The sequence below is a fragment of the Candidatus Symbiobacter mobilis CR genome (assembly GCF_000477435.1).
Classification (GTDB): domain Bacteria; phylum Pseudomonadota; class Gammaproteobacteria; order Burkholderiales; family Burkholderiaceae_C; genus Rhodoferax; species Rhodoferax mobilis.
On sequence record NC_022576.1, the window covers coordinates 526,895 to 539,685 of the forward strand.

General features: G+C 58.5%; 12 protein-coding genes. 2 read left to right on the plus strand and 10 right to left on the minus strand.

The window, feature by feature from the left end:
- Positions 1 to 27: 27 nt before the first annotated feature.
- Positions 28 to 159, plus strand: coding sequence for a BrnA antitoxin family protein (locus CENROD_RS12945; protein WP_081699791.1), 132 nt, complete (start codon positions 28 to 30; stop codon positions 157 to 159).
- Between the two features lie 118 nt (positions 160 to 277).
- Here CENROD_RS12945 and CENROD_RS02150 read toward each other — a convergent pair whose 3' ends face one another.
- Positions 278 to 682 carry a polysaccharide biosynthesis C-terminal domain-containing protein gene (locus CENROD_RS02150; protein ID WP_022771426.1) on the minus strand — a complete coding sequence of 135 codons (405 nt, stop codon included), beginning with the start codon at positions 680 to 682 and terminating at the stop codon, positions 278 to 280.
- Positions 683 to 688: 6 nt separating this feature from the next.
- On the opposite strand from CENROD_RS02150, the gene CENROD_RS02155 reads away from it, so the two are divergent.
- Positions 689 to 1,720, plus strand: coding sequence for an Rpn family recombination-promoting nuclease/putative transposase (locus tag CENROD_RS02155; RefSeq protein ID WP_022771427.1), 1,032 nt, complete (start codon positions 689 to 691; stop codon positions 1,718 to 1,720).
- A 1-nt stretch (position 1,721) separates the two neighbouring features.
- Here the strand turns inward: CENROD_RS02155 and CENROD_RS02160 are convergent, their stop codons facing one another.
- The 9 genes from CENROD_RS02160 to CENROD_RS02200 form a co-directional block, all read right to left on the minus strand.
- Positions 1,722 to 2,165, minus strand: a complete 444-nt coding sequence (locus tag CENROD_RS02160) for a polysaccharide biosynthesis C-terminal domain-containing protein (protein ID WP_238551807.1) — start codon at positions 2,163 to 2,165, stop codon at positions 1,722 to 1,724.
- A gap of 84 nt (positions 2,166 to 2,249) precedes the next feature.
- Positions 2,250 to 3,470 (minus strand): glycosyltransferase family 4 protein, encoded by a 1,221-nt coding sequence (locus tag CENROD_RS02165; protein WP_202961172.1) that lies wholly within the window; start codon positions 3,468 to 3,470, stop codon positions 2,250 to 2,252.
- Between the two features lie 33 nt (positions 3,471 to 3,503).
- Positions 3,504 to 5,174, minus strand: a complete 1,671-nt coding sequence (locus tag CENROD_RS02170; RefSeq protein ID WP_022771430.1) for a heparinase II/III family protein — start codon at positions 5,172 to 5,174, stop codon at positions 3,504 to 3,506.
- A gap of 5 nt (positions 5,175 to 5,179) precedes the next feature.
- A complete protein-coding gene (gene wecB / locus CENROD_RS02175; RefSeq protein ID WP_022771431.1) occupies positions 5,180 to 6,304 on the minus strand; it encodes a non-hydrolyzing UDP-N-acetylglucosamine 2-epimerase in 1,125 nt (374 codons plus the stop codon).
- The gene (locus tag CENROD_RS02180; RefSeq protein WP_022771432.1) at positions 6,301 to 8,433 is read right to left on the minus strand and encodes a bi-domain-containing oxidoreductase; all 2,133 of its coding nucleotides are present in this window, start codon (positions 8,431 to 8,433) and stop codon (positions 6,301 to 6,303) included. The genes wecB and CENROD_RS02180 overlap by 4 nt, the downstream gene beginning before the upstream one ends.
- 328 nt (positions 8,434 to 8,761) lie before the next feature.
- Positions 8,762 to 9,256, minus strand: coding sequence for a PIN domain-containing protein (locus tag CENROD_RS02185; protein WP_041193198.1), 495 nt, complete (start codon positions 9,254 to 9,256; stop codon positions 8,762 to 8,764).
- The gene (locus tag CENROD_RS02190) at positions 9,238 to 9,582 is read right to left on the minus strand and encodes a UPF0175 family protein (protein ID WP_022771435.1); all 345 of its coding nucleotides are present in this window, start codon (positions 9,580 to 9,582) and stop codon (positions 9,238 to 9,240) included. The genes CENROD_RS02185 and CENROD_RS02190 overlap by 19 nt, the downstream gene beginning before the upstream one ends.
- 350 nt (positions 9,583 to 9,932) lie before the next feature.
- Complete coding sequence (gene asnB / locus CENROD_RS02195; RefSeq protein ID WP_022771437.1) at positions 9,933 to 11,897, minus strand: asparagine synthase (glutamine-hydrolyzing); 1,965 nt, start codon at positions 11,895 to 11,897, stop codon at positions 9,933 to 9,935.
- A gap of 12 nt (positions 11,898 to 11,909) precedes the next feature.
- A complete protein-coding gene (locus CENROD_RS02200; RefSeq protein WP_041193831.1) occupies positions 11,910 to 12,788 on the minus strand; it encodes a glycosyltransferase family 2 protein in 879 nt (292 codons plus the stop codon).
- Positions 12,789 to 12,791 lie beyond the last annotated feature (3 nt).

The window sequence follows — 12,791 nt, forward strand, 5'->3', positions numbered from 1 at the left end:
GCACAACAAGTGCAATAAACAAAACAAGTGCAACATGAACCGATTGCATTGCGTCTGGATGCCGACGTGCTTGCTGCACTACGTGCGACCGGGGACGGCTGGCAAACGCGCATCAATGACATGCTTCGCGCATCGCTCCATCTGGCTGGGCGCGTGTAGCGCCGGATTGTGTTGGCGCTGGGGGTGGGGGAACGGGGTACCGGTCGTGACAGAGGGTCAGTTGCACCGCTTCAGCGGTGCGGGCTGCGTTCCCACGCTGGATCGTGGGAACGATCGGCTACACCCCACACCCCACCGTATCCGGCTTTTCCCGGTCAAACACCTCATTGGCCCATAGCACCACCACCATTTCGTCGGTGCCCACATTGGTGATGTCATGCGCCCAGCCGGGGATGGTGTCCACCACCTGTGGCTTGTCGCCGGACGTTCGCAATTCCACCCGTTCATCGGTCAACAGGTGGCGGAAGCGGAACAGGGCCTGCCCCTTGATGACCAGGAATTTCTCCGTCTTGGTGTGGTGGTAGTGCCCGCCGCGCGTAATGCCGGGGTGGGCTGTGAAGCAACTGAATTGGCCGCAATCCGGCGTTTTGAGCATTTCCACGAACACGCCGCGCGGGTCCGCGTACTGGGGTACCTGGTAGGCAAAACGTTCGGTGGGCAGGTAGCTGTTTCGCCATACCATAGGGGCATGGCCACCGAACACGATAGCAGCTACAAATTTCTGTTCTCGAATCGGAAGATGGTTCGTGACCTGATTCAGGGGTTTGTAACCGATGACTGGCTCTACAGCCTTGATTACGACTCGCTCGAAAAGGTACCCGGCAGTTACATCAGCGAAGACTTTCGCCAACGGGCTGACGATGTGGTCTGGCGCATCAAAGTGGGAGGGCAGTGGGTCTACCTGTACCTACTGATCGAATTCCAAAGCAGCGTAGACCGCTACATGGCCTTGCGAATGCTGGTGTACCTTGGCCTGCTGTACCAGGATTTGATTCGACGCGGCGAGGTTTTGCCCAATGGCCGCCTGCCCCCTGTGCTGCCGATCGTGCTGTACAACGGCGCTGCCCGTTGGACGGCGGCGACCGAATTCAGCGAATTGATCCCGCCCGTGCCGGGTTTGGTGGAAAGATTCAAGCCGAAGTTCCAATACTTGTTGATTGCGAAGAATCACTACACCGAAAACACCTTGCCCCCGGTCAAGAATTTCGTTGCAGCGCTTTTTCGGCTGGAACAGGTTTCCTCGCCCGAGGCGCTTCTGCCGTTGATAGCGTCCCTGCAAGAATGGCATGAGAATGACGCAGATGTCCGCAGAATGTTCGCGATATGGCTTCGCGCAACATGGATGCGCAAAAAACCATACCAAATGCAGTTACCCGAAGTGGATGATTTACAGGAGATCAGCATCATGTTGTCAGAACGGATTGAAGAATGGGCCAAAGGGTATGAAGCCAAGGGGATGCAGGTTGGGATAGAGAAAGGTATTGAGCAAGGCTTGTTGCAAGGGATGCAAACCGGCATGAATCAAGGCCAGCACCTAGAAGCAATCCGTACCCTGCACAAGCTGCTGGCCAAGCGTTTTGGCGATGTGCCAGAGGCGCTGATGGCGCGCATTGAGGCGGCGCCGCTCGAACAAATTGAAGGCTGGTTCGACTTTGCCCTGGACGCGCCGACTCTGGAATCGGTCTTCGCCGATCACACGGGTGCGCCCCTGTCGCACTGAACTACACCCCACACCCCACCGTATCCGGCTTTTCCCGGTCAAACACCTCATTGGCCCATAGCAGCACCACCATTTCGTCGGTGCCCACGTTGGTGATGTCATGCGCCCAGCCGGGGATGGTGTCTACCACCTGTGGCTTGTCACCGGACGTTCGCCATTCCACCCGTTCATTGGTCAACAGGTGGCGAAAGCGGAATAGCGCCTGCCCCTTGATGACCAAGAATTTCTCCGTCTTGGTGTGGTGGTAATGTCCGCCGCGCGTAATGCCGGGGTGGGCTGTGAAGCAACTGAATTGGCCGCAATCCGGCGTTTTGAGCATTTCGACGAACACGCCGCGTGGGTCTGCGTACTGGGGCACCTCGTAGGCAAAACGTTCTGTGGGCAGGTAGCTCACATACGTGGCATACAGCGCACGCGCCAGGCCGGTGCCCACGCGCTCTGTCAACAGCGTGGTACGGCACGCGCCGAATGCCTTGATCTGCGCGGCCAGTTCGCACAGTGTGGTTGGGTACTCTGGGGCCAGTACCCCTCAACATACCCTCTTTGCCTGTGTTTCAAGAATATTCAGCATGTTTGTCGCTAAAGCCACTCTGTCGTAATGCTTTGCTGCAATTGGTCCATTAGCCTTAAAGCGATTGAGCAATAGTGATTCATCTGCCAAGCGTCGCAGGTTTTGAATCAATGCCTCCGGATTTTCAGGCTCGAATAGCAAACCAACATCTTCCCGCTCAACAATGCCTGCTGATTCACCCTGTACCCCGTGTAGCACCGGTATAGCCATGCCCATGCATTCGAAGAGCTTGGACGGGATGACGGTGGTGAACAGTTTGTCCTTCTTCAGGTGGATGATGGATGCATCCAGCAGCGACCAGTACCGCACTACCTGGTCTTTAGGCACCGAATCCACAAAGATGACGCTGTCCAGTCCTTCGGCTTGTGCGCGTTGGCGCAGGGCGGTTTTGTTGGCGCCGTCGCCCAGCAAAATGAAGCGGAAGCGGTCACCGTCAGGTGCGGATTTCAGTGCCTTGGCTGCATCCAACACCGTATCAAGTGCGTGTGCCAGACCATGCGTGCCAATGTAGCCAGCCACAAACTTGCCTTGCAGCCCATACTGCTGCAAAAGCGCAGTGTCTTTTTCCGTAGGGGAAAAACGCGTAATGTCCACGCCGTTGGTCACCACATGAATCTTGTTGCCATCCACGCCACGACGCATCAACGCAGTGCGGAACGCATGCGTGACAGACACAATGGCGCTGGCTTTTCTGTACAAGAACAGCTCTACCTTTTCCAGCAGGTCCAGCACCTTGCTAGCTTTCATGGCACCCACCACGCGGATAGATTCAGGCCAGATATCGCGCAGCTCAAATACCCATGGCACGCACTTGAATAGGCCACACGCGTAAGCTGCACAAACTGTGAAGAACTGTGGGGATGTGCCCACCACAATGTCCACTCGGCGTACGAACAAGCTGGCGAGGAAGCCCGTGACCATATAGCTCAGGTAGTCCAGTGTGCGCTTGGCAAAACCCTCGTTGGCTGTGATGTATGTCCAGACGCGGATTACGCGGATGCCGACCATGGTTTCTTCATGCCAGAGCCGGTTTCGGTAGCCGTCAAACACCTTGCCTTTGGGGAAATTTGGCGCACCGGTAATCACCGTCACTTGGTGACCGGCTTTCACCCACTCGCGGCAGTGCTCAAAGGTTCTGCTGGCCGGGGCATTCACCTCGGGTGGGAAGTTGTCAGTCAAAAATAAGATGTGCATGTGATGGGGGGCAGGCTTTCAAGCGATTGAATGGGCCCAACGGAAACGTAGTGTGCAGGTGCCTTCTACCAACTGCACTGCCAGGCAAACATTGGGCAGCGAGCTTCCAAACCGGGGGTGCCAAGTACTCGGTTCCAGCCGGGCCTGGCCATGCTCAATCTGCCATGTCAGCGTAGTACTGCTAGGAAGCAAAGCGGTGCCTTCTTTTTGGTTGGGGTGTATCTGCACCTGCAGGTCAGGGTGGAAGTGGAATCTGGCCTCGGCCGTATGGTGCGGGCCATCTACCCAATCCATCACGGTCAAACCCTCTTCGTCCATACGCCAAGTGCGGTGGTGCATGGGCTTGCCGGGCAGGCGACCGTAGCCGTTGTGAGCACAACTGACTTGGGTAGTTGAAGCGTTCGCTTCATGCTCGATATGCAGCCCTACGGGGTAAGCCCGGCGTGCCACCCGAAACCCGTCCCACACTTCCGACGAATCTCGTCCGTCCACCACCACGGTGTTATGGGCAGCCGTGCCGCGTTGACGCAACCTTTCGGCGCTGGTGCCGTAGCAGGAAGTGCCTGAATTCACCAATACCCGCTGTTTACCCACAGACAGCTCAAAACTCAAAGTGTCAGCATGGGCATGGCCGGGCAGGTAGTCTGGCCCCATCGGAGCTACGTCCAGCAATGCCACGGCCTGACAACGGGCCAAGCGCACATAGCCACTGTTCGTAAGGTGTACAAAGGCTGGTTTCGGGGGGGCTGGAACATCGGGCAGTACCCGGCGCATATAGCCATCCAGTTCGAACACGCTGGGGGCAATATCGAACGCTGTGTCGTTGAACAGGCTGATCTCACCGTCTGGGTGGCACATGGTCTGCAACCATGCATGCATGGCGCGGGCACGATGAGGCCAGTCCGCTACCTGCAACTTTTGCGCGGTGCTCAGTCTGGAAGCAAAAGCCTTGGTGGCATTGACCAAATCCAGCATGTCTTCCAGGGCCAGAGCGTGGTACATGGTACTGCGCTCAAAGTGGCCGGCGTCCGGTAGTACCTGTTCTGGCACTTCACGGGCCAGTATTCGCAAGCCTTTTGCCAGCCAGGCATCCGCCTCTTTGCCCTCGAAAAACAATCCCGCCAATACCAGGGCCTTGGCATTCGCAAACAGGTGATTGCCTAGTAGGTGAATTTCCAATCGGTTGGTTAGCCAGCGCACCTGAATAGCCAGGCTGTGCAAAGCGGCAGGGGCAAGTTCCGTACCACGCAATACCCATTTGATCCAGTTCACTATCCGCAATGACAGTGGGTAAGGCTCCCAGCCATTGCCCAGGCTTGGGGGGGTATGTGCAATCCAATCCTCTACCAGCGCCGTGTGCCAAGCATGGCGGGCTGGGGCATCGATGGCATTGAGGTCGTCGAAATAATGCTGGTTGTAACGCCAGAGTTTCTGGCGTTGTGGCCCATCCCAGCCTATTTCATTTAGTTGACCCGCTTCGTGCAAAAAAACGAAGCTGCGTGGGCCAGTCATAGACGGTAAGCGTCGGGCGGGTAATTGCCAGCCGCCTGAGGGTGCTGTGCGTTGCGGCGCTGGGCGCAGGTCAGGCTTGGGCCGCCAAACCCGGAACCACACCCGGCCGTACAACTGTACCGGGCGCAGATAGCGCAGCGTGTGCCAATAAAGGCCTGCCTGGCTCAACCAGCCCATGATGGTCAGCCGGCCAATTGACGTTTATCGGCAAGCAACTTTGTAAGCACCTTCACAATGCGTTCACCCGTGCGGCCATCCCACTTTTCCGGGATGGCGCCCTTTTTCCAGCGCCCGGCAAACAGCTTGTCCAGGGCAGGGGCAATGGCAGCGGGGTTGGTGCCAATCAGCTCGTTCGTACCGATGGTGACGGTCTCAGGGCGTTCGGTGCTGTCGCGCAAGGTCAGGCAGGGCACGCCCATCACAGTGGTTTCTTCGGTAATGCCACCCGAATCGGTGATGACAGCCTTGGCGTGCTTCACCAGGTAGTTGAATTCCAAGTAAGGCTGCGGGTCGACCAAGTGGAAACTGTCGGGCACCTCATTCAGGTCGCGCAGCGTGTTGGCCGTGCGTGGATGAACTGGAAACACTACCGGCAGACCGTGTGTGCCATCAGCAATGGCGCGCAGCAAACGGGCAAAGCCGTCGCCCTGGTCTACGTTGGCAGGGCGGTGCAAGGTCACTACAAAGTATTCACCTGACTGTAAGCCCAGCGCGTCCCAGAAGTCAGGCTTCTGCAGGCGGTTCATGTTGGCCAGCAGCGTGTCGATCATGGTGTTACCCACGAAAAAAATCCGCTCGTCCCCCACACCGCTCCTACGCAAATTGGTGTTGGCCACCTCGCTGGTAGTGAAAAACCAGTTGGTAATAGCGTCCGTGACCATGCGGTTGATCTCCTCCGGCATGGTCCAGTCCCCCGACCGAATCCCGGCTTCGACGTGAGCCACAGATACATGCAGCTTCTGCGCTGCAATGGCGCAAGCCATGGTGGATGTCACATCGCCTACCACCAAGCACAGGTCGCTTGGTGCCTCCAGCAACAAGCGCTCATAGCGTGTCATGATGGTGCTGGTTTGCTCGGCTTGCGTGCCGGAACCCACTTCCAGGTTCACATGTGGTTCGGGGATTCCTAACTGGGTGAAGAAGTCACCGGACATTCGTGCATCGTAGTGCTGGCCAGTATGAATAAGCCGATACGAAAGCGGTCGCACTAACTCCTTATTGTCATTATTGCGTTCCAGCGCACGAATGATCGGGGCGATTTTCATGAAATTTGGCCGTGCCCCGGCGATGATGTCAATGAACTTCACTGAGTCACTCCTGCAAGCTCAATGCTGATCCGACTCACCTCTAGAACCTCATCAAATGGGATAGGGCTTGGAGCATAGCCTTCCATTGCATCAACAAAGACTTTGGCACAGGCCTTCTGCCCCTTATCCTGTCGCCACAAATTCATCTTGCTGAAGCCCGGCCAACCAAACCCGGTCAGCTTGCGGTAGTTGTCGAGTTGCAAAACGCGCCCAGCAGCAAATATCTCTAGCCGCTCTTTGGGGAATGCTTTGCTACCGTTAGCAAAGTAATGCACCGTCCCGATAGAACCATCCGCGAAGCCTAGCTGCAGGCTCACCGTGTCCTGGGTCGGGGAGTCCATGCTCGTCCGCTGCCAGGAAGTCAGATGCACCCCGGCCAGGTAGCGGAGAAGATCAATGAAATGGCAGGCTTCGCCGATGATCCGCCCACCGCCCGCCTCCGGGTCCTGTGTCCAATGGTCGGCCGGAATCGCCCCGGCATTCACCGTCATGATGAAAGATTTCGGCCCGGTAACGCCTGCCAACAACTGCTTGATCTTCTGCACCTGGGGAGCAAAACGACGGTTAAACCCCACCATCACCATGGGTTCAGATGACTGACGCTGGCAGCACTCGGCGTAGGCTGATTCGATTTCCGCCAACTCAGCCAAAGTCAGACACAGGGGTTTTTCAACGAAAACGTGCTTTCCCGCACGCAGTGCCTGCAGCACGAAACGGGCATGGCTGTCGTGCTGGGTCGTAATCACAACCGCATTCGTCGCGGGGTCTGAAAAAATACGGCCGGTATCGGTAGTGGTTTCGTCGAAACCGTATTTTCGCCCGGCATGCACACCACTCACCCCCGCACTGGAAGCCACACTGCGAAGATGTGCACCCGCTCCCTTGAAGGCCGGAATCAATACGGCCGTCGCGTAATTGCCTGACCCAATGCAACTCACTGAAGCCTTGCCCGATCCAGCCTCAGCAACCGAGATCGGCGTGGCTTTCAGCGAAACCGTCCTTGCGGCCGCCGAAATTTCCAAACCCGGGTATGCCAACAAAATACCCAGCGAAGGCCCCGCCCCACCCACCAGTTCGTAAGCCTTTTCAGCCTCGGAAATGGAAAAACGGTGCGAAATCAACGGTTTAACATCCAAACGCCCATCCGCCATCATATCCAGCACGGCCTCAAAATTGCGCTGTTCCGTCCAACGCACAAACCCCACCGGATAATCCTGACCCTTCTCTTCGTAATTCGGGTCGTAACGCCCCGGCCCATAGGAGGCCGAAACCTGGAAGGTCAGCTCCTTCTTGAAAAAATCATCTCGCGACAATTCCAGACCGGTAACCCCCACCAACACAATGCGCCCACGCTTGCGGCACATCAACGCCGCCTGATGCATTGGTTCACTACTCTTGGTGGCCGCCGTCACGATCACGGCATCCACGCCGCGCCTGCGGGAATACAGCTCCGCAGCCTTGACCGGATCTTGCCCTGCGGCCAGATCCACCACCTCGGCGCCCAAGCGGTGGGCCAGCGCCAGCTTCTCCTTATCGAAGTCCAGGCCAAGCACACGACAACCATGGGCGCGTAAAAGCTGCACCGTCACCAGACCGATCAACCCCAGACCGGTGACCACGACGGTCTCCCCCAGGGTCGGCTGTACCAGGCGAATCCCCTGCAGGGCAATGGCCCCCAGCACCGTAAAAGCCGCCTCTTCGTCGGATACGGCATCGGGCACCTTGGCACAGAGATTGATGGGCACGCTCACCACCTCGGCATGCTTGCCATTGCTGATAACCCGCTCACCCACTTCAAACCCGGTCACACCGGTTCCAATCTCGGCCACCCGGCCCACATTGCAATACCCTAGCGGCAAAGGCTGATCGAGCTTGTTAAACACCGTCTCAATCGTGGGCTGCAAACCATCGGTCTTGATCTTGTCAAGCACCATGCGCACCTTGTCCGGCTGCTGCCGCGCTTTTTCAATCCAGCCCGCTTTGCCGAACTCAACCAACATCCGTTCAGTGCCGACGGAAACCAGTGTGTTGGTGGTTCTAACCAATAGCTGACCACGTTTAACGCTGGGAACGGGAACTTCGGCCACTTCGGTCGCACCCGTTTTAAGAGATTGGAGTATCTGTTTCACTTATTTTCTAGCCTCAATCAACATGAACAACCCTGCCTTGGGAAACAACCAGCGAACTAGGCGGCACGGTCACTTCCCGCCAGATACAAGTCCTCCCCGCAGGATGCACGATTCCAAAAATCATGCACCTGCCGCTTTTCTGCATCCTGTTGTTCAGTCATGCAAGGCTTCCTCCCAAAACCGGTGAGTGTTCCCCAGCCTCATCCACCAACTGCCGATGCACCGCCGCCGTGCGCACGCCAGGCCAGATATAGATGCTTCCCCCAAGTCGGCACGGCCTCGCTCATCCATCCCCAAAGTTGGTGCTGGCGGTACGGTACTACTCGCCTCATCGCTCCCCCACCCGGCGAAGTATCGTTTCGATCACGGCCGCCGAGATGCGGAAATCGGAATCATGCAGGCGAGAGAACACCGCTTTCGCCGAAGGAATCAATCCGCGCGATTTGGCCATCCCGATCACCGCCGCCGTACCCGCAACGCGCAAGCCATGTTCTTGCGCCACGGCCCGACCTGCGCGCTCGTCCATCAGCAGCAAGGCATCCCCACCTTCTGCCAAAGCAATGCGAATACAAGCAGACTCGCCTTCGTCCAGGTCCGGCAAGTCCGGTTTGTCAGGCACCGCCGACGGCCAAACGCGCAAGAAGCCCGCAGCTTTGGCAGCCTTGATCGCCTGTTCATCGCCGGTCCCCAACCCCGACAACACCTCCCGTCGCACCTCGTCGGGCATCCACACCACGCCAAACAACGTCACCAGCCATGTCAAACCCTCCACCCGCGCCAGGCCAATCAACGGGCTGGCATCGGTCAGGACGAGGCGAGCCATTCGTCCAGCGTATCCATATCCCGTGCTGCCTCGGCACCATCCAGCCTGACAACGGGAATTCCCAGACGGGAAACATGCGAGGCAAACTCGGACACGCGCATCCCGGCCAAATGCGCGGCACGCGACAGCGACAGATTTCCATCACGAAATAATGCGGTAGCGAATGCCGGACGAACCCCTCTGGCTTCCAGAACACCCAAGGAATCGATGCCGATCATCACCGCATCCGGCGCGTTGCGATTCATGACGACCACCACATCATGATGAGCCAGTCGCAAGGCTTCGCTGGGGTTGTTTTTCAAACTACTGACATTCACCGTTTCCATTCCTATCTCCAGTAGGCATGTTTCATAGGAATAAGCGTATCACAAGACCCGTTCACTGCTCTCCATACTGTTCCACCCTGGGATCGGGCCGTCCAGGCCCATACACCCGTACCAGTCGGCACGATTCGCAACGCAACAAGCCCAACCGTTGTCGTTTGAACGTTTGCCCACCACAAAGTGGGCAGACTTGATCACTTATGCATGCGCTGTTCCTCGTTGTTCTCTTGGGGACTGCGCACCGGACGCGGAATCAGGCGGCACGGTCACTTCCCACCAGATACAAGTCCTCCCCGCAGGAGGCGCGATTCCAAAATCATGCACCTGCCGCTTTTCCGCATCGTGTTGTTCAGTCATGCAAGGCTTCCTCCAAAAACCGGTGAGTGTTCCCCAGCCTCATCCATAAACCGTCGGCACCACAGCTCGACGCACAGCAACGAAAGCAGGGTATAGCTGGCATCCACCCGGCCCGCATCGTTGGCGGCGATCAATTTCTGCACGGCAATCGGGTCGAACAAACCGCGTCGGCGCAGGCTGGCTTCGCCCAGCACGTCCCCCAGCAATTCCCGCAACTCGAAACGCATCCAGCGCCGCAAAGGCGCGCCGAAGCCGCTCTTCGGCCGATAGATCGCGTCCTTGGGCAGATAGGGCTCCATGGCCTTCTTCAATACCCATTTCCCCTCGCTGCCGCGCTGCTTGAAGCGGATCGGAATCCGCTGCGCGAACTCCACCAACTCCAGGTCTAGGAAAGGCACGCGCACTTCCACCCCGGCGGCCATGGACATCTTGTCGGTATAGATCAGGTTATGGTCGGCGAGGAAGAAGCGCTGCTCCAAGGCCAGCATTCGCTCCAGCGGCACCAGGTCACTCGGCAGCCCGGCAAGAAAGTCCAGCATCGGCGCACCGGCTTCCGCCTCGCCCACGGCGGCACGGAATTCCGGCGTGTATAGCGCCATCAGGTCGTCCCGTCGGCTCCAGGCAAAGTAATTCACCAGCCGCGCATCGCCATCCAACGCCGCGCAGTCGAACGCTTTGCGCAAGCGCCGCCCCCAGGCCCAGCGTTGGTCCAGAGTGCCTGCCAGTCCGGCCAGCCCTTGGCGCACCGGGCGGGGAAGCCAGTGCCAATAGCGCTCCGCCAACACTGCACGATGCCGACGGTAGCCAGTAAACAGGTCGTCCCCGCCAGCCCCCGACAGCAAAACCTTCATGCCGCACTCGCGCGCCAGGCGGCTGATGTACAGCACATTCAGCGGCGCCGGGTCGGCCAGCGGTTCGTCGAGCTGGGCGACCATCCCGGCCAGATCCTCGGCCATCCGCGCCGCATCGACACGCACCACCTCCAGCAGCACGCCCAGATGTTCGGCCACGCGCCGCGCATAAGGCAGATCGTCAGCGGTGCCCGCTTCCGTGCCCCCGGCCGACTCGATGGTGAAGCAGCGGATATTCGGATTCCGCTCCCGGGCAAACACCACAACGCTGCTGGAATCCAGCCCCCCGGAAAGAAAGGCCCCCACCGGCACATCCGCCACCAACTGCCGATGCACCGCCGCACGCAAGTGTTGCACGGTACCGCTTACCGCCGCCAATTCATCCATGGCAGACGGAGCATGACGGAACGCGGGCAGGCGATACCAAACCACCCTTTCCTCAATCACCCCGTTCCGCACCCAGATCCATTCACCGGGGCCGAGCTTTTTCACATTGCTGGCCGGTGTGCCTTCACCAGGGCACCAGAGAAAGCTCAGGTAACGATGCAGCGCCGTCGCGTCCAGCGGGCCAAGCCTACCAATCAAAGGCAGCAGCGCCTTGATCTCGCTGGCGAAGGCGAAATGGCCTGCATCCGCGCAGTAATACAAAGGCTTCACCCCCAAGGCATCGCGTGCCAGTAGCAGCGCGCCGCGCTCCGCATCCCATAGGGCGAAGGCAAAGATGCCGTTCAGTCGGCGCAGAGTTTTGGCCAGGTCGCCGCCGTGCGCACGCCAGGCCAGATACAGATGCAGCAAGACCTCGGTATCGGAATGGCCGCAAAAGACATGGCCTACGGCCTCCAGTTCGGCGCGCAGTTCGCGGAAGTTGTAAATCTCGCCGTTGAACACCAGCGCCACGCGGCCGTCTTCGCTGAGCATGGGCTGATGGCCGAGGGGCGAGAGGTCGAGTATCGAGAGCCGCGCATGTGCAAGGCCAATACCACGCTCGGCATCCATAAACACACCCGCATCGTCCGGCCCCCGATGTTGCAGGGCGGCAAGCGCCGCACGAAGGTTGTCTTCCTGCAAGGTGAAGGGCGGGGAAAAGGAGATACCGACCAGCCCGCACATGCTCTTGTGGCCTCAATCGTACTGAGGTACGCGCGGGTCCGGCCGACCCGGCCCATACACCCGCTTCACCGGCAGCCGCCCCGTCAGCCGCATCTCGCGCACCTTGTATTCAATCAGTCGCATCACATCTGCCCGCAGCCGCGCCCAGGCATAGCCGACCCAGCCCGTGCGCCAGGCACCTTGCCATAGCCAGTGGTAGAGGAATAACAAGAGATAACGGAACGGAACGCGATAGAAATTCTTTTTCAGCCACATGCGCCGCTGCAAAGCAGAGCCAAACAAACGCGGGGTATCGGCCAGCGCCGAGTTATTGAACGCAATCACGGCCTCGGCCGTCGTATAGCGGTTCTGCTTTTCCAGCCAATGGTCGAGGTCCGGGCTATCGTGGTGTTCCATAACGCCTGCAACGTACTCGATGTGCCCCTCAACAATAGGATGCTCATTGACAGCAATGTCTGTAAAACGGCATTTGTCGGTGCACCATGCTCGAACCAAGCGTTGATGGACGGGGAGTTCTCTGCCCATCAGCCATAGACGACGTTCCATCGATAAACCAGCCGCTTTGCCGGATCGCATGGCTGCACACAAATTCGCCTTCAAATTGGCGGACAACCGCTCATCCGGGTCCAGCTTCATAGTCCAGGGCGCGCTGATTGGCAACTCCCGCAGAGCGAAATTCCACTGGTCGCCAAAGCCACGGAAACGGCGCTGCACCACATGCACACCATGGCGCAAGGCAATCTCCACCGTGTCGTCCTGGCTGTAGCTATCCACCAGAAATACCTCCTGCGCCCAGCCCTTCAGGTTATCCAGCACGGCCTCCATGTTGTGGCCCTCGTTGAGGGAGATCATCACCACAGCGACAGGGGCGATACCGGGCGGCCATGCCATGGC

Excerpts from the sequence above, each read along its gene's own strand:
- asnB (WP_022771437.1), bottom strand. The coding sequence starts at position 11,897 with ATGTGCGGGCTGGTCGGTATCTCCTTTTCCCCGCCCTTCACCTTGCAG.
- CENROD_RS02155 (WP_022771427.1), top strand. The coding sequence starts at position 689 with ATGGCCACCGAACACGATAGCAGCTACAAATTTCTGTTCTCGAATCGG.
- CENROD_RS02190 (WP_022771435.1), bottom strand. The coding sequence starts at position 9,582 with ATGGAAACGGTGAATGTCAGTAGTTTGAAAAACAACCCCAGCGAAGCC.
- CENROD_RS02200 (WP_041193831.1), bottom strand. The coding sequence starts at position 12,788 with ATGGCATGGCCGCCCGGTATCGCCCCTGTCGCTGTGGTGATGATCTCC.
- CENROD_RS02150 (WP_022771426.1), bottom strand. The coding sequence starts at position 682 with ATGGTATGGCGAAACAGCTACCTGCCCACCGAACGTTTTGCCTACCAG.
- CENROD_RS02185 (WP_041193198.1), bottom strand. The coding sequence starts at position 9,256 with ATGGCTCGCCTCGTCCTGACCGATGCCAGCCCGTTGATTGGCCTGGCG.
- CENROD_RS02170 (WP_022771430.1), bottom strand. The coding sequence starts at position 5,174 with ATGGGCTGGTTGAGCCAGGCAGGCCTTTATTGGCACACGCTGCGCTAT.